This is a genomic window from Acetobacterium sp. (assembly GCF_036508315.1).
Lineage (GTDB): Bacteria > Bacillota > Clostridia > Eubacteriales > Eubacteriaceae > Acetobacterium.
In genome coordinates this window covers 61,710-82,310 of sequence record NZ_DATCHP010000095.1, presented here as the reverse complement: position 1 = coordinate 82,310, position 20,601 = coordinate 61,710, and the positions used below count along the sequence as shown (strand labels likewise).

The following is a 20,601-nucleotide window of genomic DNA, read 5'->3' as shown; positions in this document are numbered from 1 at the left end:
CTATAAACATTCGGAAAAAATTTGAACAGCCTGATCAATTTCTACTTTGCTGACAATGAGTGGTGGTACAAATCGAATGGCGTTACTGCCTGCACCAATCAGAAGAAGACCTTTTTCCATGGCCTTTGCCACGATTGTACTCAAATCTGTGGATACTTCCACCCCAATAATGAGACCTAACCCACGGACCTCAACAATTGCCGGGTGGTCTTCTTTTAACGCTTCCAGCTTTGATTTGAGATAAGCGCCATTTTTTTCCACTGAATTAAAAAATCCGGGAGCCGTTAATGTTTCCAGCACATATTTTGAAGTGGCGCAAACAAAGGGATTCCCTCCAAAGGTCGACGCATGAGTACCGGGTGTAAAGACTTCAGCCACATGGTTTTTCGCGATAATGCCGCCAATGGGAACACCACCGCCTAAACCTTTAGCCATGGTTACCACATCCGGGGTTACACCATATTGCTGATAGGCAAACAGCTTTCCTGAACGCCCAATCCCGGTTTGAACCTCATCAAAAATGAGAACAATGTTTTCTTCGTCACAAATTTTTCGAACTTCCTGGAGGTAACTCAGATCTGCCGGATAAATCCCGCCTTCACCCTGAATCGGTTCTAAAATGATGCCACAGGTTTTAGGACTGATTTGCGCTTTTAACGCATCGATATCATTAAACGGCACATGATAGATTTCAGGCAAAAGAGGTTCCAAATTCGCTTGATATTTCTTTTGGCCGGTGGCTGAAATGGCCCCATAAGTCCGGCCATGAAAAGATTGTTCCATGGCAATAATTTCTACTGCTTCCTTACTCTTTTTTTGCTTTCCATAAACACGGCACAACTTTAATGCTGCCTCACAGGCCTCAGCCCCGCTATTACAAAAGAAAACCTTATCCAAGCCACTTTCCGCTGTGAGTATCTCCGCCAATTCAATGCCTGGTTCAGACCAGTAAAGATTAGAAACATGCACCAGCTTTTCCATTTGCGTTTTCATCGCATCCATCAGTCCCGGATGACAATGACCCAGGGCATTCACAGCAATTCCGGCGACAAAATCCAGATATTCTTTTCCGTTATTATCAGTCAGTGTGCATCCCTGACCTTTTTCAAAAACCATGGGAAAACGTTTGTAGGTTTCCATGATCACATTATTTCCACGTGTTATTAAATCCATTTTATCCTCCTATAGAATTGAACGACGAATCATGGTTCCAACACCAGCTGCTGTAAAGAGTTCTAATAGCAGCGAGTGTTCAACCTTGCCGTCTAAAATATGCACCGAATTAACCCCTTGATTTAAAGCATCAATACTGTTCTGAACCTTTGGGATCATTCCCCCTGATATAACGCCTTCTTCAATGAGTTTCGGTACATTTTCCGCAAAAAGACGACGAATTATAGAATCCGTATTTTCCGGATCCATATAAACGCCATCCGTATCTGTTAAGTATATTAATTTTTCGGCTTTCAAAGCAGTTGCAATGGCAGAAGCCACATGATCCGCATTTATATTATAACTTTGTCCGGTTTTATCCGTACCGATAGGGGCAATAACCGGTAAATAATCTTCCTTCAGCAACGTGGTTATGATCTTGCTATCCACATGAATAATTTCTCCGACAAAGCCAATGTCCAGGTCTTGAACAAATTTTTTCTTACACTTGATCATTCCGCCATCTTTGCCTGAAATGCCGACAGCATTGATTTCACGATTCTGAAGCAGCTGAACGATTTCTTTATTTATTTTTCCCGATAAAACCATTTCGGCAATTTCCACAACTTTTTCATTAGTGATACGTAAACCTTCAACAAACTCAGTCTGGATATCAAGATCGTTTAAGAGACCCGAAATATCCTTTCCACCACCATGAACAATGACCAGGCGAATCCCAACCAAACGCATCAGTGAAAGGTCATCCATAACGGATTGTTTAATTGCCTCATCATACATGAAACTGCCACCATACTTGATAACAATGGTTTTCTTTTTAAATTGTTGAATATAAGGTAAAGCTTCAATAAGAATATTCGCCTTTTGAATATATTTTTCCATCATTTTAAACTTCTTTCTTTATTTTTTCATCAGTCATCTTCACTAAATGGGTATAACAACTGCTGCTGACGATGCTTGATTATTTTCCGTGAGGCCGCATATAAAACCGGCAGGAAACGGTGAATCTTTCAGCAACGTCATTCAGCGTAATGTCAGGGCAATTTTTAGCTTCGATAATCACCGTTGATCTTTACATAATCATAAGATAAATCGCAACCCCAGGCAACGGCTTTTTCATAACCTTCCTGCAATTCCACAGTGATGATAATATCTGTTTCTGATAATACTTTTTTCGCCTCGGCTTCATCAAAGGCAATAGGAAACCCATCATTCAGTAAAGTGATCATCCCAATCTGACTCGAAAACACCAAGGAAACCTTTAGGGGATCAAAGATGGCGCCTGAATATCCCAAGGCACAAAGAACACGTCCCCAGTTGGCATCTTCCCCAAACATTGCCGTTTTTACCAAACTGGAAGTAACAACGGATTTAGCCAGTGTTCTTGCATCTTCCTTTGTTTTTGCACCACGGACATTGACTTCCAAAAATTTTGTGGCACCTTCCCCGTCGCGAATGATTTGTTTCGCCAGGGATTTATGAACGTATATAAAGGCTTCCTTAAAGATTTCAAAATCCGGTGCATTCTTTTTAAGTTTTATATTCCCTGCCATGCCATTGGCCATGACGGTAACCATATCATTGGTACTTGTATCCCCATCCACTGAAATCATGTTATAACTGTCAATGGTCGTTTCATTCAGAAGGTCCTGGAGGACATCAACTTCAATCGCCACATCCGTAGTCACAAAAGAAAGCATGGTGGCCATGTTGGGATGTATCATTCCTGACCCTTTTGCCATGCCGCCAATTTTTACGGTGACTCCCTGAATTTCAATTTCAACCCCGACGGTTTTTATCATGGTATCCGTGGTAAGAATCGCTGTTGCGGCTGACAATCCGTCTTCTTCTGAGAATCCCAGGATCGGCACCAGGGATTCAATGCCTGAAAGAATTTTCCCAACGGGAAGAGGTAGACCAATAACCCCGGTTGATGCAACTAAAACACTTTCCGGTTCAATGCCCAAAACCTCTCCCACTTTTTTAGCCGTCGCTAATACATCCGTCATACCCTGTTCTCCGGTGCAGGCATTGGCATTGCCACTGTTAACAATAACAGTCTGTTTAACGGGGTTTTTCATGACTTCCTTACACCAAAGAATCGGTGCCGCTTTGACAATATTGGTAGTAGCCATAATCGCAGTGGCTGCTGGAATTTCGGAATAGATCATGCCAAGATCAAGCCCTTCTTTTTTTATCCCGCAACCAAAGCCCCCTGCTTTAAATCCTATTGGGGTTGTTACACAACCATTTTTAATTATTTTCATTTTTCTCTCCTGTATTATATGGGGAAATCGGTAATAAAGTCGATTCCGGTTTTTTCATCCAAATCAAAACAAATATTCATATTTTGAACGGCCTGTCCGGCGGCACCCTTAATAAGATTATCAATGGCACCGACAACAATCACTCGGTTCGTTCGAGGATCGATCTTTAATCCGATGTCGCAAAAATTCGACCCCTTAACCCAACGGGTTTCAGGCAATTTATCTCCGGTGAAACGAACAAAATATTCATCCTTATAAAAATCTCTGTACACATCCTGTAAATCTTCCAGTGTTATGTCAGTCTTTAAATTGGCATAGCAGAGTGCAAGAATCCCACGGTTCATGGGAACAAGGTGTGGGGTAAACAATAGTTTGAAATCCCCGCCATTAAATAACTGCAATTCCTGTTCGATTTCAGGGGTGTGACGATGCTCCCCAATTTTATAAGCTTTAACCGATTCATTGCATTCCGAGTACATGAAATCCAACATGGCTCCACGCCCGGCTCCGGTTACCCCTGATTTAGCATCGATAATAATACTATTTTCATCAATTATATTATTTTTTATTAAAGGTGCAAGACTTAGAATACTACAGGTTGTATAACACCCTGGATTTGAAATTAACCGTGCTTTTTTGATGTCATTTCGATGAATTTCACATAAACCATAAACAGCTTCCTTTAATAGTGGCTTATTATAATGTTCAGTATTATACCACTCCTCATAGATTAAAGCATCTTTAAGCCGAAAGTCAGCACCCAGATCAATGATTTTGGTTTGTTTCAGTATATCTTCTGTAATCAATTTTGATGCAAGTCCGTGAGGCAAAGCAAGAAAGACCACATCGGATTTTTCTGCCATTTCCTGAATATTGGCTACCTCACAGAGTATATCAGTAAGTCCTTCATAATTCCGATAAATATCACTGAGCTTCTGGCCTGCAAAACTTCTTGATCCCACTGTCACAACCTCGACCTCAGGATGTCTCATTAAAATTCGGATGAGCTCCTGTCCTGCATAACCTGTTCCTCCGATAACGGATACTTTAATCATTTTTTGTTTCCTTCCCTGACTTTACTACGAAGAAATTTGTTTCGCTTTCCCTATTCTACCAAATTAATTGATGGATGTCTGTCAGTATGTAAATTTTTAAAAATATTTATTTATGTATTATACAAGATCTCTGATGAATATTCAAGCATTATTTATGAATAATTATAACATTTTATAAACAATTATCTTTTTATACTTGCTATTATGATCATTTGATTGTATAATAATTCATGTAATAAAAAAACAATAATCAAATATAGATCATTTTCAGGAGGATATAACATTGAAGAAAAAAGTAATTCTTGCCTATTCCGGTGGATTAGATACCACCACCATTATTCCATGGTTAATAAACACCTACGATTATGAAGTCATTGCCGTTTGTGTCGACGTCGGACAGGAAAACGAACTGGAAGGTCTGGAAGAAAGAGCTCTTGCTTCCGGTGCCAGCAAACTGTATATTGAAGATGTCACCGACGAATTCGTTGAAGACTTTTGTTGGCCGGCGCTAAAGGCTGATGCCATCTATGAAAAAAAATATCTGTTGGGAACCTCTCTGGCACGTCCATTAATCGCCAAGGTTCTGGTAAAATATGCAGAAATGGAAGGTGCCGAAGCCATTTGTCACGGTGCTACCGGTAAAGGAAACGACCAGGTCCGTTTTGAATTGACCATTGGGGCCCTGGCACCTCAGATGAAAATTATTGCCCCCTGGCGAATCTGGGATATTAAATCAAGAGAAGATGCCATGGACTACTGCATCCTTCACGATATTAAAGTTCCAATGACCATTAGCAACAGCTACAGCCGTGACAAAAACATTTTGCACATGAGCCACGAAGGTCTTGAATTGGAAGATCCATCCTTAGCGCCACAATATAAAAAATTATTGCAAATGACCACTCCCATTGAAGAAACTCCCGATCAAGCAGAAATTGTTGATTTAGAATTTGTTCAAGGCATTCCGACAAAGCTTAATGGCGTAGCGATGAATGGCCGTGAATTACTTAGTAAACTTAATATCATCGGCGGACGACACGGTGTCGGCGTGGTTGATTTAATTGAAAATCGCATCGTAGGTATGAAATCACGTGGAATCTATGAGACGCCTGGTGGTTCCATTCTTTACAAGGCCCATGAAGAATTAGAACACATGTGTCTTGACCGACAAACCTATGGTTTTAAGCAACAGGCAGCTGTAAAATTTGCTGAACTTGCCTATAACGGCGAATGGTACACCCCGCTTCGTGAAGCACTCACCGCTTTCGTTGACGAAACCCAAAAAACCGTTACCGGTACTGTCCAGGTTAAACTCTATAAAGGGAATATCATCCTTACCGGTGTGGAATCTCCCTACTCATTATACAATGCCGAAATTGCCAGCTTCACCACCGGAGATCTTTATGATCATAAGGATGCTGAAGGCTTTATTCACCTCTTTGGTCTGCCACTCAAGGTTCGTGCGCTAATGCGAATGAGCCGAGAAGAAAAAGGAGAATAGTCACAATGAAAAAAATGTGGGGAGGTCGGTTCTCGAAAAAAACCGACCTATTAACCGATGATTTTAATTCGTCTATTTCTTTCGATCAACGTTTATACAAACAGGATATTTACGGAAGCATTGCCCATGCCCGGATGCTAGGAAAGCAAAACATCATTGATCCCAAAGAATCTGACTGTATTATTGCAGCTCTTCTGGATATTTTAGAAGATATTGATGCCGGAAAAATTGAATTTTCTGTTGCCATGGAAGATATTCATATGAATGTCGAAGCGATTCTCACCGAACGCATTGGAGAAGTTGGCAAAAAGCTGCATACCGGACGCAGCAGAAACGACCAGGTTGCTACGGATATGCGTCTTTATATGAAAGATATTTCCCTGGAAACAAAAACACTTATCTGTGATCTGATCACGACCCTTCTGGATTTAGCCGTTGATCATACCGATACGATTATGCCTGGTTACACCCATCTCCAAAGAGCACAACCCATAACCTTTAGTCATCATTTAATGGCCTATGTGGAAATGTTTAAACGGGACGTCATCCGAATGGATCAGGTTTTTCATATGAGTGATACCCTTCCCTTAGGCTCCGGGGCCCTTGCCACCACCACCTATCCCCTGGATCGAGAATCAGTGGCAAAAGAGCTGGGGTTTTCCGCTGTTTCACTGAACAGTTTAGACGGCGTTTCCGACCGGGATTTCTGTATCGATTTTCTTGAAGCCGCTTCTGTATTTATGATGCATCTCAGTCGCTTTTCCGAAGAAATCATTCTTTGGTGCAGCAGTGAATTTAATTTTGTTACCCTGGATGATGCATTCAGTACCGGCAGCAGCATTATGCCCCAAAAGAAAAACCCGGACATTGCCGAATTAGTCCGCGGAAAAACCGGACGGGTTTATGGTGATCTTTTAGGTTTCCTTACCACCATGAAGGGGATTCCTCTTGCTTACAATAAAGATATGCAGGAAGATAAAGAACCGGTTTTTGATGCCTATGATACCATCAGTATTTGCGCCATTACCTTTGCGAAGATGGTTAAAACCATGACGGTTAATAAATCCGTCATGAAAAAAGCCGCCGCCGGTGGGTTTTCCAATGCCACAGACGCCGCTGATTGGCTGGTAAAACATGGGGTCGCCTTTAGGGATGCCCATGAAATCATTGGAAAACTTGTTTTTTATGCTCTGGATCAAAAGAAAAGTCTGGATGATCTGAGCTTAGAGGAATATAAAACCATTTCAACTGTTTTTGATGACACCATCTACCATGCCATTGACTTAAACGTCTGTGTGAATCAGCGTAATATTATCGGTGGTCCTGCCGAGGAACAAGTCAAAAAAGCCATTGCCATCAATCGTGAATGGCTGACTCAGCATTAAGATCCGAAGCAAGCTAACGCTTGCTTTTTTTTATGCATTCCAATTTCATTTAGTATCCCATTTCTCTTAGAATTCCAGCCAAACGAGCTAAACGCTCTCCCATTAACTCATCATCCTTTGCCAGGGCCTGTTGCACCAGCTTTATATCCTCATCAATCATTTGATTGTCCGTACATACTGATACATTCATGGCACCACCCTGTAAGGCGATCCGGTCAATCTCCGGCTGATTTTCATCATATAATTTTTCGTATCGATAGGCTTCCCGAAAATACTGCTTGGTTCTGCATACCAGGATCGCTAAATCAATGACGCGATGCAGGGGCATTTCCTCGGACTGTCTCGACCATTTCTCACCGGTGTAACGCCACACTTTTGCTGACACATCAACCTTGCCCCGATCATTCCATTGTGCCAAACCAATCGACAAACCTTTTGCATCCGAATTTATATCTCTGCCATCTATTTTATCATAATCCTCTGAGACAATCACCGGTTTATGCTTTAATGTTGTTGGTATTTTCATTTTCACGCTCCTTTTTCCATTCAGTAATTTACTAAGTTTATAAATCACTAACTTGATATTATCATATTTTGAAATTTCTGTCAAGAAAACACCTTATCCCAACCTGATATCCTTGTTTTTACTTTAAAAATATGATAAGATTTACAAGCAATTTTATTGTGAATTGATTATTTAAGTTGCATTTTTTATTAAATGTACTCAATAAAAAAAGAAGGTTGAAAATATGGGAAAATACAAAGTTGGAAAAGAAACTAAAGAAAAAATATATGAAGCTGCCAAAAGTTTATTTTATGAAAAAGGCTATACCAGCACCACCTGCCTGAAGATCGCAAAAGAATCCGGGGCAAACGTTGGCCTCATTAACTATTATTTTGGCTCAAAAGGCGGTCTTGGGATTCAAGTGTATGATGAACTCATGGACTGCCTTAAAACGGTGGTGAAAGAAAAATTAGATGAAGCTAATATTGAAACCACCCTTCTTTTGCGAACAGCCGTCGAAATGCGGATTCATAACGACAATATGCGCGTCAATAAGAATTTCAGTCGTTTTTATTATGATTTATTGAGTGAAAATATTATCTATAAAGAGCAGACTGTTATGAATGATTTTTGGCGCAACCTGGCTAAGAGCTGTGGTCTCCACTATAATGAGTTTGAGATTTCATTCATTACCTATGCCAATATGGGTGCCTTTCAAGGTTCTAACCTCGCCTATGATGCCGGTCTTATTGACTGTTCCTCAATTGATTTCATAAATGCCAGCATCCACCTTTTACTGTCAAATATGGGTCTTGATCAGCATATTATTTCAGAAGTAATTGAAGAATCGTTTGAAATCGAGAAGAAAATTCAAGTGCGTATGGAGAAAAACTTTGTTGTTTTGTAATAATAATCGGTATTCTTGAATCATCCAATTTAAGATAACAACTTAATCTAAAAACGCCGCTGGAATATAAATTCCAGCGGCGTTTTTATTTCTGAGATTATTCAAATAAAACACACCCAACATAAGTTAAGGTCTTTGGTCCGTAATAATATTTTATATTATTTAATTTACACAAATCACTTACCAAAATACCAAACGCTTCCATGGATGAAACTGCTTTATCTGGAAAACGGCATTCCTTTTCCGGATATGTGCATTTTTCACAAAGCGAACAACATCCATCTCCAAGAGGCAGCATTTTAATCTGCAGGCTGTCCAGCTTATCAATGAATTTATCCAAGCATAAATTTTGTTTGTTTTTTATGTTTTCCATCCCCTCAAAATCAAAGCTGTCTTCTAATTCGCCAGTTGTTTGAACGATTACGCCACGGTTATATTTCTTTATCTTTTCTTCACATTCAACAAGGGTTCCACACCCAGGAGGACATGCCCAATTCGTATTATAGAGGTGACATTTATTATCCTCACACATTTTTCGTACATCCGGGTATAAATGGATCGATGAAACCTCAAGCGATACAGCATTAGTGAATCCATTTTCTTTTGCCAGATCTAAAACATCCGATATTTCAATCATAATAATTTTCCTGCCTTAAGTTTTTAATCAGGCATTTGCAAATACCCAACACATCTACAGATGATAAAAATAGCACCATTCGCACTTAGAAACTCATTAGGTTCCTATAGGAATAGCGCTATAAATTTGCATAATGAAGTACAGATTTGTTCTCTAGAACATTTCCTTGCTCATTTTGTCAATGGCTTCGTCATTTGATTCATACACGCCTGGGTAACATCCAAAATTCAAGCCATGGCTTGCACCTGGAATAAAGTATAATTTACCACATTGTTTACAGGCTTTTTCTGTATATTCAGCAACGATTTCAGGTGTCCAGCCTGCGAAATCAATAACACCACTGTCAATATCTCCCATAAAGCTGATTTGTTTACCATATTTTTTGATCAACTCCGGAACATTATTGGTTGTCATAACTCCCTGCCAGATATCAATGCCCATTTCAATCATAGCCGGAACCAGGTTAGCCGCATAGGAATCACTGTGATGTACAATGAGTTCAACACCATTGTCTTTATAGAAGCCGTAGATCTTCTTATACGCTGGTACAAAGAATTCTTCAAACATTTCCGGAGAAACGAATGACGAACGTTGGCTGCCCCAGTCATCATGATGGAAAATAGCATCGGGATGGATATGATCGACCATTACTTTTGCATAGGCTAATTCATAATCAACCAGGTAATCAATCAGGTCATGCATATCTTCCGGTTCTTCATATAACGCCATTAAAGCATCTTCCATTCCCATAAGATGATGGGTCATTTCAAAAATGCCAGGTGCTACAAAAGCGGTTACAAATTCTTCATTGCGATCAACCGCATTGGCATGAGCGACAGCTGGTGCCCAGGCTTCATCTGATGTTTCAACGGCAGGAGCTTTAACGTATTTTCTCCACTCGGTAATGTCTTTTAATACCTTGTGTGCAGCATCATGTATCGGGAAACCGCCCAGTTGACCTTCTGGCCAGGTGAATGTAATGCCCCATCCATTCTTGATTGTCTGACCCGGACCAACCATTGCGCCCATTGGTGCTTCGAGGATAAGATTCATAAATTCGTATTGCTTCACAAACCGGTCCGGTTTTCCACCTTTAATGGTTTCCATTAAATTCTGTCTTTTTGTTAACATATTCGGCCTCCTTGTATATTTTTTATAGATTTTAGTTTAAGCAGCTGCCAGTTCTTTTGCCTTTACAGCGGCGGTACCTGCATCCAGGGCAAATCCATCAGCTCCAATTTCTGCTGCGAATTCCGGTGTAACCGGTGCGCCGCCAACGATGACCTTGAATCCTGTTAATCCGCTGGCGTTAATGGCTGCAACGGTTTTTCTCATGGCTGGCATGGTCGATGTCAGAAGACCTGAGCATGCCACTATTTTCACATTTGTATTTTCTTTAATGGCTTCAATAAATTTTTCGGCTGGTACATCAACGCCAAGATCCACTATATCGAATCCGGCACTTTCAATCATTAATGAAACCAGGTTTTTGCCGATGTCATGCAAATCGCCTTCAACAGTACCGATAATACAGGTACCTAATTTAGATGAACCATCTCCTGCAAGATGTGGTTTAAGTACGTCCACACCCTTTGACATTGCTTTGGCTGCAACGAGCATTTCAGGTACGAAAATTTCTCCGGTAGAGAATTTTTCTCCGATAACACCCATTGAGGCAACCATTGCATCGAGAATATCCTGAGGAGTATTCCCTGCATCCAGTGCTTCCTGTACCAAACCCGGTACGAGCTTGGATTTTCCTGCTTCAACCTTAGCTTTTACTTCATCGATTTTTGACATTCTTTCTTCCTCCTGATTAATTAATTTTCATCCTGGTGGATGGTTTATAAAAACCAACACCAAAGTATAAAGTCCTGTGTTTGTTATGCTGTGCAATTTTCTGAATTCATTCGTTGTTATTTCTTTACAGGTCCGAAGATGCCTTCTCTGTAAGCACCGATATATTCCATACAATATTCGTCGTCACCTAAGAGTGCTTCCGTTGCAAAGATGATACCCATCAAATCGCGGTTGGTGGGATCAAGAATGGCACTGTCCAGCCCCGCATTCATTGCCAGGACGACAAAGCCCATGTTGACCATTTTACGAACAGGCAGGTTAAATGAGATGTTACTCACAGCCCCGGTAACATGAATGGTCTGATACTGTTCTTTTATTTTCCTGATGACGTCGGTTACCATTTTGATGCCGTCTTCTGATGTACAAAGCATTTCAATTAAAGGATCGATATGCATCCGGGAAGGATCAATGTTGTATTCCTTCACTTTTACCATTAAATCTGCGAATACATCCAAACGGTCTTTGGCGGTTTTAGGAATTCCTTTATCGCTATTTAATAAGGCAACACATTCCCACTCGGTGTCAGCAATGGCAGAAAATGCCAACTCAATTTTGTCACCTTCTAATGATACGGAATTAAACAGACCTGGTTTATTACAGAATTTCATGGCTTCTGCACAGATATGTACATTGGGGCTGTCCACTGCAATCGGAGTTTCTGTTACCTCTTGTACCAAGTCTATCAACCACTTCATTGTTTCAAGTTCAATGCTATCCTCTACTGAAGCACAGACATCAATGAATTGAACTCCTGCTGCGGTTTGAATTTTAGCAAGATTACGAATAAAGTCAGCGTCCTTTTCAACGATTGCTTTAGCTACCGAAGGGATCGCACCATTAATTTTTTCTCCTATTATAATCAATATCCAATTACCTCCTATTCTAACTTATTTTTTCTCCTGCACTTTTTTAAGAGCAATTTATTCTTCTGACTCTTTTAAAAGATAACTGAATTTTAATCCTATTTAATGTTTATGTCAATCATTATTTTAAAATATTTATTCTAATGTTTTTGTAAATAACATTAGTTTAAAGTGTTTAACCTTTACATTTCCTCTATAAAGCTGATATTATCGTAAATATTGCTTTTTTCATTTATTTTTTTTAAAAAAACTATAGACAACAGATTTTTATCATGCTATTATCAAATCACAGTTTACATGCAACTAATATTGTATATAGCTTATTACTTTCTTATATATTAAATACTTAGTATTTAATGAAAACGTTTAAAAATATGACATTGACCAGAAGCTCAAGATGATGAAAAATCCTTCGGGCTCTGAAGATATGCTGTTATATTTCACCTTAACAACTTTAAGTAATTAGAGTCGTTAAATATGTGCTTCAATGCTTTATAAGGTTTCATAATATAAAAAAAGAAAGGGTGATAAATGACTGAACTTGAAATTGACAAAAATTTATGTTTCGCAGATTTAAAAGGCTTTAATTTAAAAATAATTAATAAAATAATTTGGAGGTAAACATGAAAAATAAAACGTTTTTAAAAATTGCTGTTTTATCGGTCTTCTTCGTGCAAATGGGAATTGGTACAATCACCCCGGCACTTGCAAGTATTGCCGCAGCATTTCCGACCATTTCATTTACCACATTGCTTTTGGTCTCAACCGGTGCAGTGCTTATATCCGTACCGGCAACATTGATTTCAGGCAGGCTTGCCGGAAATGTGATTAAATATAAAACCCTATTAATCATCGGTATGCTTCTCTTCATATTTGGTGGTATTGCTCCCTATTTCATGACAGATTTCTTTGCCATATTAGCAGTTCGCGCCATCTTTGGTATCGGTCTTGGAATTGTCACACCTTTGGGCGCCGCACTTATTATCGCTTTCTTTGATGGTGAGGTACGAGCACAAATGATGGGTTTTGGTAATGTTGCTGCCAATGTTGGTGGCATACTCTTTCAATTATTAGGCGGAATTGCAGCATCAGCATTCTGGGGATATTCTTTCCTTGTTCATGGTCTTGGTATTGTCACTTTTATCCTGATCCTGTTTCTTCCAGAACCCGCAAAAGCCCCATGTACTTCAGCAGGTGAAATAAAACCAAAAATGCCAGCATCCGTATACGGTTTTGCTTTCGCAATCTTTGCAATCATGATACTTTTATACCCATTATTAGTAAACATGTCAACTCTGATTGCTGTCGGGAGCATGGGTGGCCCTGCAGATGCAGCCTTAGTTCTTACCATGTTTACTGTTGGTGGAATGATCGCAGGGTTTATTTTTGCCAAAGTCTTTAGAATCTTCCAAAAAAATACTTTTGCTCTTGGTCTTGGACTCTTAGCAATAGCAATGGCAAGTATTGGATTTGGAAACACAATCCTGTTCATGTATATTGGAGCAACTGCAGCCGGTTTTGGATTCAGTTTCATTGTCCCAACCATCTTCATGGATTTAGGTGCGGCAGTTCATCCCAGCCAAATTCCAACTGCATCCGGAATTGTTTTAGCATCAATGAATATCGGAGGTTTTACATCCGCTTATTTCTTTGCTTTAATGGCATACGTATTAGGACAAACCGGCATATTGAAATTCCCTTTCTACTTCAGCCTGGCCGCTTTTACAATTGGTGCTATTGCTTATGTACTTATTAAACTCAAAAAAGCAGATGTACTTTTGCCAGAATAGTTTTAATATTAATAAATCTTAACAAAATGCTAAAATAAAAAAAGCTTGTCGAAGGGCAGGCTTTTTATTGCTATTTTATAATCAGCACTAAATTCTTCAACGCGATCAACTGATCGAATAGGTACCACTGTGAATCCTATACCAAATAATATAAGTGCGAATCCTATTAAATCAAAAATTGACAGATCTCCCCTACAAAAATAAAAACGGTATTGAATTTCTTAAAATATTTCGCTATATTTTTATCTTTCTTTCCTGTATAATTAAAATCAGGAAAAAGGAGGTTGACGACAATGTTATCACAGATTAAAAGTTCCGGATTAATGGGTGTAAATGGTGTTATCGTTACGGTTGAAATTGACGTTTCACGAGGGTTACCATCATATGCTCTGGTCGGCCTCCCGGATACCGGCATTAAGGAATCCAAAGATCGGGTGTTTTCTGCCATAAAGAATAACGGTTTTCAGTATCCCATGGAACGCATTACCATTAACCTTGCTCCTGCTGACTTAAAAAAAGAAGGCCCGGCCTTTGACCTGGCCATTGCTCTGGGAATCCTGGTATCCTCAAACCAACTCCCCTGGGATCATCCCGAAGATTATATGATTGTTGGCGAACTTTCCCTGAGTGGTGATATCCGTTGCGTAAATGGCATTCTTCCAATGGTTTTAGAAGCGAAAAAAGCGGGCATCCAAAAGATTCTGGTTCCCTATGCTAATCGATATGAAGCGGCAGTTGTCCAGGGTGTGGATATATTTCCTCTGAAGGATCTGAAAGAAGCGGTTTCCCTTATCAATGGCGAACTGATCATTGATCCCTTTATTGTTGATTTAAAAAGCTTACTTACTCCAAAGATTACCAGTGGAGGCATTGATTTTTCAGAAGAACTATCACTAAAACGGGTTTTACAAAATGATAACTCTTCTTGTTATTGAGGAGAGTAAAAAAAAATAATATAGCAAAACAAGCCGATAATACTAGCATATTAAATGTAAAATAAAGCGGCTATCAGAAAAAAATAAAGTTCGGTAATAAATAGAGTTCGACAATTAATTTTAATTGCACTCTATTTTTTTGTTTACTTTTTGTCGTTTATATTTAATTCTAGCGGTTAGACGATGGATTGACCACAGTTTTTTCTGACAGCTTTTTTTATGTGGGCTAGTTCTATAAACAACGTGGGGATGAAACCCCCAAAAACGGTTAAAAATCGAACATTTACCAAAAACATGAATGAATATTCATCAAGTTAAAAAGAAAAATACGGATTAGCAATTAATTTTTGGTATAAGTTGTTAAAAGATTGTAATATTAAATAGCTGAGTGCCTTTTCGATACTTTTTCTTTTAAATGGTCACTATTTCTTTTTCAGTGTACAACAAATTAGCCATCCTTATTATATTGGAGGCCATGTTTGCCATGGTAATATGAATATTTGCCCCTTTAAGTCTGAGGTATCAGCATCTCCTGTGTTAAAAGGGGTTTGGACCGATGCCAGGATAATTTCGCTATATTCTTCAATGATGACATGATTTTTGTACCTTTCTTTATCTTGGTACGCGTTTGTGAGCAACCTTTGCATCCGGATCGACGAAGCTGATAATCTTATCTTTAGTGTTATTAGCATATTGGAACAACAGGACATAGCACATCCCGAAGGCTTACAGATATTTTTCTTGTCCTGTAATTCATCATAGGTCCGGATATATAATAGGTCTAAATATTCTTGAATGATCTCAAAATGTTTTCGTCAACTGACCTTGTCAGATTTTTCATAGGCTGCATCGATGTCTGATTAAATACCACCAGCATCTCTGTAGTTAATGCTTCATTAAACTTAAAAACTTCTTTCATTACCTTTTTGAAAGCACTTCTAGCTATTTTTTTCTGAGGGGTAATTCGTATTGACAGCAACATCCGGGAAATCGATGATGAAACGCTTCGTTTTTATGAGGGTCAGGTCAATGAATTTTTAACAATCTCTGTGAAAAATGATTTAAAATGCTCGGCAGTAATGCGATTGATTCTGAAATAACTGATGGTGGTATCATCGGGAACCAGATCATTAATGCCCAGGTTTAAAAAACCATCTGTACACAATATCTGTCAGGGCTCGTTTAGAAACCCAGACATCGGGAAGGTGATACAGAAAAAATACTTAGACTATCATCATAGGGTCATTAGATCCCCGGCCAATGGCGCTGAATTGTTCCTTCAACATATCATAACTTAAAGAAAAATTAATAATCGATTCTATTTTTACCATATGAATATTTATTAAATCACACGTATTTAAGACATGATAATTTCAATATCTCGCTCCTGTTGAATAGTGTTTTTTCCTCATATATGAGGAAAAAACACTATTCAACAGGAGTATTTAGATGTCCATTATTTCTCCTAATAATTGGTCTGAAACCTCCTGTTTACAACGTTCTGTATACTATAATTATAATATTTTTCGTTTATTTAAATTACCTTCATGGTATAATTAGCTCAAAGAAATCGGTTTATATTATATTTTGAATATTTATACAATAATTTGTGTAAATATAAATACGAATTTCTTTTTCGGTGGTTTTTGGATCAGCTAACTTTTTATCCTGCGCTGAATCCGCAAGTCATGTTCACTTACGATTTTAACTCTTGATTATTTGGCTGATCTTATTTCTCTATTAATCTTATTAGAACTTGCCCACAACTATATTGTCCTACTAATTATGTACATCAAAGATAAAGGAGGTGCCCTGAAGAATGTTCAGTTTTTCAAGTTTTCACTATGAAGTAATACTAAAGTATGAACTTCGGAAATTAAATTTTGTCACAAACTATGGAATGTCCTATCATTATCACATATGCCTGGTGGATAAGACTAACAGTTTAGTACTGAATTATACACGGTTTGAAGATTATGTATCATTTGACTCTAAAAACGGCTTTTATAAAGCAGATAAAACCATTAGGATGGCACTGAACAATGTGTGCTGGTTTCTGAATAAGATTTTTATAGAACATGATTTTACTTCCATTGAAGAACTAACCTATAATAACATAAAAGCCATCTTTCAAACCTTTGCAATAGGAGAATATAATAAAACCAACACACCTCCCAAAAAAGAAACTGTATCAAAAAGAATCATAACTGTCTTTGCTTTCCTGTCGAAATATTATGATCAGCACAAAAATGAAGTTTCTTTTGATTACACTGCTAATGAACTATATAAGCAAAAAGAAATTGTCATCCGAAACAACTATAAAAAAACCACTAGAAAGATCGAACTTGTCCCGAACATTGTATTGAATAAACCTCGAATATCGATTCTTAATAAGAATCGTGAATTACCGGAGTCCTTCTTACCCTGTATTTTACTAGCCGCACGCCAATACGCACCAAATCTTGTTTTACCAATAATGCTCCAAGCCTTTTGCGGACTTCGTGAAGGGGAGGTTTGTAATATTAGTTATTCTCAATTGGTATCACTTCAAAAAAATTACTATACAATTGATGTAAATAATTTGGATTTTGTGACAGATACGCCAATCGGTAATGTCAAAATAATACGTAGGCAACCAGTATATCCTGATTTTAAAGAAATACTTGAGAAAGAAACTCAGAATTACTTAATTCTAATCAATCAGAAATTCAAACACAATGTGGACCTAAACAAGGATAATGCTCCGGCATTCTATAGTATACAAGGTAGGCCGCTAGCAGTTCAAACCTACTGTCGTTACGTCAAGTCTTTATTTAATCGTTATGGACTTCCGAAAATAGAGAAGTACATTGCTTCATTACATATATATGAGCACAAACAAAAGTATGCAATGTACATTGACCGATACAAGGAGGAATATCCCGGTGCACATATGTTCAGACACTTTTACACGTTATATTTAATCTCTCATATTAAGAATATCAATGCCATGCAGCTAATGGCTTGGCGTGGAGACCGTTCTATGGAATCATCCATTGCCTATATCAATAACAAAGGTATTTTTATGGAACGTTATAAAGAGATTGCTTTAAATTTACAGTCGTTAATTTTTGAAGGTGAACTGGAGCTATATTTCAATGAATGATATATTTAATTCAAAAGTTAAGACGATTGCAGAAGCCAATAGAATACCGAAACACTTTATCCCAAAGTTCAAAAAAAAGCTACTAAAATATGGGATCAAAACTATAGCTGATTTAGAAAATGCGGATGACGAAGTCGCCCAACGCCTTCATTTTGAAGAAGACAACCTCCATGACATCCATACTTACTTAAAGAATCATAATCCGATAATTGAACTAAGCCAGATAAATTATTTTTCCGTGCGGCTCAAAAACAAAAAGGTGGTATTCTCCCACTTAAAAACATTACTTTACTTTTCAGGTGATTTTTTCAGGGAAGCCGATGTCGATATTATTAAGCGCTATGCAAAGTCAAAGGATGATTCCCTTCTTGATGATTACGAAGTTCAAGCATATGAATTCAGTTTAAGCCTAACAAAAGTTGAAAAAGAATGGCTAAATCTTGATGCGGTGAACCGATTGACGTCAATTAAAAAAGACCGATTGACTGAATTAATTAAATCAGGAAAGATTAAAGCAAATCCAACAAAAAAGTCTTTTTTAATTAATAGCAAGGAAATCAAGCGAATAAAAGCCGTACAGGATAAATGGATGAGTCTTCTAGATACGATTAACCAGCGTTCTCAAGAATTAGAGGCAAAGTATGGTTCTATCTATATAGAGCACCGGCAAAAACTGATGCGTTACCTTGAAGAAAATGACTTTTTCGGTGTTCACTTTTACAAGTACGAAAATATTGAATTTAACTTTTTCATAAATCTTAAGAAAGCGCAAATGTACAAAGACGATCTTTTTCTTTTGAAAAATGATAAAGATAAACTCTTTGCAGGCGTTGATGTTTTTTTGATTATTTTCGACCGAAAAAATGAGGAACTCATTGAAAATCTAAGGTTATTCCATATAACGAAGAATACCAAAGCCCGACTAAAGTATGATGAATTTTTAAAATATGAAGTGCCCGTCACTAAAAAACATCATGCGATGGTCTATCTTCAGCTTATGATGGCAGATAAAGAGCTTTATATGATGACCAATGATGAGTTGATGGAATTAGCCATGCGTTGTAAAACAAAAAATGAGAAAATTACCCTTGCACGTTTTTCAACTTATTTAAAAAACAAACAGGTGGTTGGTTATACCCCCCTCTCTGTTACTAAATCCACTTTTTATACTATGGATACTGATGCGTATCCACTAAAACAGATTGCAAGCATGGCTAAGGCAATATTCGATAAAGTAGAATATAAAGAAAATCATATCGTCGAAAAAGCTTTCGAATCGGATTTCATTTGTCAAACTTGGCTTTACGTTTCAGTGTTATTCATTACAGGGTGGCGTTCTTCAGATATTTTGAAAAACTGGAAATATCTGGATGGTATAGACATCGAGGATTTTGAGATGAAAGCAAAACTTGATAGGCTTCCGGTAGCAGAATTATTAAAGGCTGCGAATATCCTCATTAGCAAAATCGAACTTAACCCTACTTACCCTTCTAAGACGGGAATAAAAGCAAGTGGTTGTCTGACCGCTGCGATGACAGAAGGCATGAAAGAACATTTTGGTTTAATTATGCTCATACTCGCCCATCATGAAAAGAATGGTAATAAGGGTCAATTAGTTCATGTAAGACGAAATGATTACGCAAGGAATGAAACTCTCGTTTCTATTTTTGGACAGTACATGCGAGATGGGCTTAACGACAACAACTTACTAACTAGAAAAATGAACAAGTTCTACCTCCAAGGCATCGAGAAAATTTCTCGAAACCAAGGTGATAGTCCCTTAACATCCTATACAATTGCTGCACAAGCGCGTAATCATAAGATTAATAACCTACTTCAGTCTGAGACGACAAACATTTATTTACGGGATGGAGCTTTTACTGGGGAAACGATTGAACTCATATCTCATGAAATCTGTGAGCGTGGTGTATTGGGCTTTGTCCCATATCTTTTCCTGGAAAGCTGCTTTGATAATTTTAATGCGCTTACAACGCCGGATCAGACGAAGTTGATTCAATCAATACATTTATCTCCGCTGGAGATAAATGTATTGATTCATATGAAATTTCAGCTAGATGAAATTTCTGACAATTACTTCCAAAAGCTCGATTTCATCAACAGTTACAAAAGGCGTGAAACAAATGCTCACGTTCTTATTAAACTCCAAGATCTTAAGCAAAGCAACTTACTCACCACTGCAAACACACTGATGGCTTATCATGCAATTGGAAACGGCTATGGTTTTGCCAAAGAAGATGGCAATTATTGTTTATTACGTGCTATCAACATGGCTTGTGCAATGCCAACGCAAAAGGATTGTACCCATTGTCCATATTGTGTTATCACAAAAATCGGTGTACAAAGCGTTTTTAAGCGCTACTCAGAAGCCCTTAAACGTTATAATGACAAGCTTAATCCTAAAGACTTAATGGTCATTAACACTATTATTAAGCCCGCAATTAATGAATTGGCGACATTTATTTATGACCGCTTGGACAAAAAAGAACAACAGCAATTTATTTATCTTATCGCTTCTGAGAAGGAAAGAATTGAAGATAAAGTTAAAAGAAAGGAGTATTGA

Annotated in this window: 17 protein-coding genes; 7 read left to right on the top strand and 10 right to left on the bottom strand. The window is 38.1% G+C overall.

Annotation, left to right across the window (positions count from 1 at the left end):
- From VIK44_RS11490 to argC, 4 genes are all read right to left on the bottom strand, one after another.
- Positions 1-1,173 carry an acetylornithine transaminase gene (locus VIK44_RS11490; RefSeq protein ID WP_331554032.1) on the bottom strand — a complete coding sequence of 391 codons (1,173 nt, stop codon included), beginning with the start codon at positions 1,171-1,173 and terminating at the stop codon, positions 1-3.
- A gap of 9 nt (positions 1,174-1,182) precedes the next feature.
- Complete coding sequence (gene argB, locus VIK44_RS11485; RefSeq protein ID WP_331554067.1) at positions 1,183-2,052, bottom strand: acetylglutamate kinase; 870 nt, start codon at positions 2,050-2,052, stop codon at positions 1,183-1,185.
- 164 nt (positions 2,053-2,216) lie between these two features.
- A complete protein-coding gene (argJ, locus tag VIK44_RS11480) occupies positions 2,217-3,437 on the bottom strand; it encodes a bifunctional ornithine acetyltransferase/N-acetylglutamate synthase (RefSeq protein ID WP_331554031.1) in 1,221 nt (406 codons plus the stop codon).
- 14 nt (positions 3,438-3,451) lie between these two features.
- Complete coding sequence (argC, locus tag VIK44_RS11475) at positions 3,452-4,492, bottom strand: N-acetyl-gamma-glutamyl-phosphate reductase (protein ID WP_331554030.1); 1,041 nt, start codon at positions 4,490-4,492, stop codon at positions 3,452-3,454.
- A 277-nt stretch (positions 4,493-4,769) separates the two neighbouring features.
- On the opposite strand from argC, the gene VIK44_RS11470 reads away from it, so the two are divergent.
- Both VIK44_RS11470 and argH read left to right on the top strand, forming a co-directional pair.
- Positions 4,770-5,993, top strand: a complete 1,224-nt coding sequence (locus tag VIK44_RS11470; protein WP_333783807.1) for an argininosuccinate synthase — start codon at positions 4,770-4,772, stop codon at positions 5,991-5,993.
- A 5-nt stretch (positions 5,994-5,998) separates the two neighbouring features.
- Positions 5,999-7,378 carry an argininosuccinate lyase gene (argH, locus tag VIK44_RS11465; protein WP_331554028.1) on the top strand — a complete coding sequence of 460 codons (1,380 nt, stop codon included), beginning with the start codon at positions 5,999-6,001 and terminating at the stop codon, positions 7,376-7,378.
- Between the two features lie 49 nt (positions 7,379-7,427).
- On the opposite strand, the gene VIK44_RS11460 is transcribed toward argH, so the two are convergent.
- Complete coding sequence (locus tag VIK44_RS11460; RefSeq protein ID WP_331554027.1) at positions 7,428-7,904, bottom strand: DUF6530 family protein; 477 nt, start codon at positions 7,902-7,904, stop codon at positions 7,428-7,430.
- Positions 7,905-8,127: 223 nt separating this feature from the next.
- Between VIK44_RS11460 and VIK44_RS11455 the strand changes: the two genes are divergently transcribed.
- Positions 8,128-8,790: a TetR/AcrR family transcriptional regulator gene (locus tag VIK44_RS11455; RefSeq protein WP_331554026.1), complete on the top strand. Its 663-nt coding sequence runs from the start codon at positions 8,128-8,130 to the stop codon at positions 8,788-8,790.
- Positions 8,791-8,887: 97 nt separating this feature from the next.
- On the opposite strand, the gene VIK44_RS11450 is transcribed toward VIK44_RS11455, so the two are convergent.
- From VIK44_RS11450 to VIK44_RS11435, 4 genes are all read right to left on the bottom strand, one after another.
- The gene (locus tag VIK44_RS11450; RefSeq protein ID WP_331554025.1) at positions 8,888-9,427 is read right to left on the bottom strand and encodes a DUF2284 domain-containing protein; all 540 of its coding nucleotides are present in this window, start codon (positions 9,425-9,427) and stop codon (positions 8,888-8,890) included.
- 153 nt (positions 9,428-9,580) lie between these two features.
- Positions 9,581-10,558 carry a uroporphyrinogen decarboxylase family protein gene (locus VIK44_RS11445; protein ID WP_331554024.1) on the bottom strand — a complete coding sequence of 326 codons (978 nt, stop codon included), beginning with the start codon at positions 10,556-10,558 and terminating at the stop codon, positions 9,581-9,583.
- A gap of 36 nt (positions 10,559-10,594) precedes the next feature.
- On the bottom strand, positions 10,595-11,227 hold the full coding sequence (locus tag VIK44_RS11440; protein ID WP_331554023.1) for a corrinoid protein: 633 nt from the start codon (positions 11,225-11,227) through the stop codon (positions 10,595-10,597).
- Between the two features lie 116 nt (positions 11,228-11,343).
- On the bottom strand, positions 11,344-12,150 hold the full coding sequence (locus VIK44_RS11435; protein ID WP_331554022.1) for a methyltetrahydrofolate cobalamin methyltransferase: 807 nt from the start codon (positions 12,148-12,150) through the stop codon (positions 11,344-11,346).
- A 623-nt stretch (positions 12,151-12,773) separates the two neighbouring features.
- Between VIK44_RS11435 and VIK44_RS11430 the strand changes: the two genes are divergently transcribed.
- Positions 12,774-13,940, top strand: a complete 1,167-nt coding sequence (locus VIK44_RS11430) for an MFS transporter (protein WP_331554021.1) — start codon at positions 12,774-12,776, stop codon at positions 13,938-13,940.
- Between the two features lie 293 nt (positions 13,941-14,233).
- Entirely contained in the window at positions 14,234-14,875 is a 642-nt protein-coding gene (locus VIK44_RS11425) for a magnesium chelatase domain-containing protein (protein WP_331554020.1), read from the top strand.
- 1,021 nt (positions 14,876-15,896) lie between these two features.
- Here the strand turns inward: VIK44_RS11425 and VIK44_RS11420 are convergent.
- Positions 15,897-16,040 carry a hypothetical protein gene (locus tag VIK44_RS11420; protein WP_331554019.1) on the bottom strand — a complete coding sequence of 48 codons (144 nt, stop codon included), beginning with the start codon at positions 16,038-16,040 and terminating at the stop codon, positions 15,897-15,899.
- A gap of 654 nt (positions 16,041-16,694) precedes the next feature.
- On the opposite strand from VIK44_RS11420, the gene VIK44_RS11415 reads away from it, so the two are divergent.
- Together VIK44_RS11415 and VIK44_RS11410 are read left to right on the top strand one after the other, a co-directional pair.
- Positions 16,695-18,020: a hypothetical protein gene (locus tag VIK44_RS11415; protein WP_331554018.1), complete on the top strand. Its 1,326-nt coding sequence runs from the start codon at positions 16,695-16,697 to the stop codon at positions 18,018-18,020.
- On the top strand, positions 18,013-20,601 hold the full coding sequence (locus VIK44_RS11410; protein ID WP_331554017.1) for a hypothetical protein: 2,589 nt from the start codon (positions 18,013-18,015) through the stop codon (positions 20,599-20,601). The genes VIK44_RS11415 and VIK44_RS11410 overlap by 8 nt, the downstream gene beginning before the upstream one ends.

Coding starts and splice junctions, on each gene's coding strand:
- VIK44_RS11410 (WP_331554017.1), top strand. CDS start 18,013: ATGAATGATATATTTAATTCAAAAGTTAAGACGATTGCAGAAGCCAAT.
- VIK44_RS11440 (WP_331554023.1), bottom strand. CDS start 11,227: ATGTCAAAAATCGATGAAGTAAAAGCTAAGGTTGAAGCAGGAAAATCC.
- VIK44_RS11425 (WP_331554020.1), top strand. CDS start 14,234: ATGTTATCACAGATTAAAAGTTCCGGATTAATGGGTGTAAATGGTGTT.
- VIK44_RS11445 (WP_331554024.1), bottom strand. CDS start 10,558: ATGTTAACAAAAAGACAGAATTTAATGGAAACCATTAAAGGTGGAAAA.
- VIK44_RS11430 (WP_331554021.1), top strand. CDS start 12,774: ATGAAAAATAAAACGTTTTTAAAAATTGCTGTTTTATCGGTCTTCTTC.
- argC (WP_331554030.1), bottom strand. CDS start 4,492: ATGATTAAAGTATCCGTTATCGGAGGAACAGGTTATGCAGGACAGGAG.
- argB (WP_331554067.1), bottom strand. CDS start 2,052: ATGGAAAAATATATTCAAAAGGCGAATATTCTTATTGAAGCTTTACCT.
- VIK44_RS11490 (WP_331554032.1), bottom strand. CDS start 1,173: ATGGATTTAATAACACGTGGAAATAATGTGATCATGGAAACCTACAAA.
- VIK44_RS11415 (WP_331554018.1), top strand. CDS start 16,695: ATGTTCAGTTTTTCAAGTTTTCACTATGAAGTAATACTAAAGTATGAA.
- VIK44_RS11450 (WP_331554025.1), bottom strand. CDS start 9,427: ATGATTGAAATATCGGATGTTTTAGATCTGGCAAAAGAAAATGGATTC.
- VIK44_RS11460 (WP_331554027.1), bottom strand. CDS start 7,904: ATGAAAATACCAACAACATTAAAGCATAAACCGGTGATTGTCTCAGAG.
- argJ (WP_331554031.1), bottom strand. CDS start 3,437: ATGAAAATAATTAAAAATGGTTGTGTAACAACCCCAATAGGATTTAAA.
- VIK44_RS11455 (WP_331554026.1), top strand. CDS start 8,128: ATGGGAAAATACAAAGTTGGAAAAGAAACTAAAGAAAAAATATATGAA.
- argH (WP_331554028.1), top strand. CDS start 5,999: ATGAAAAAAATGTGGGGAGGTCGGTTCTCGAAAAAAACCGACCTATTA.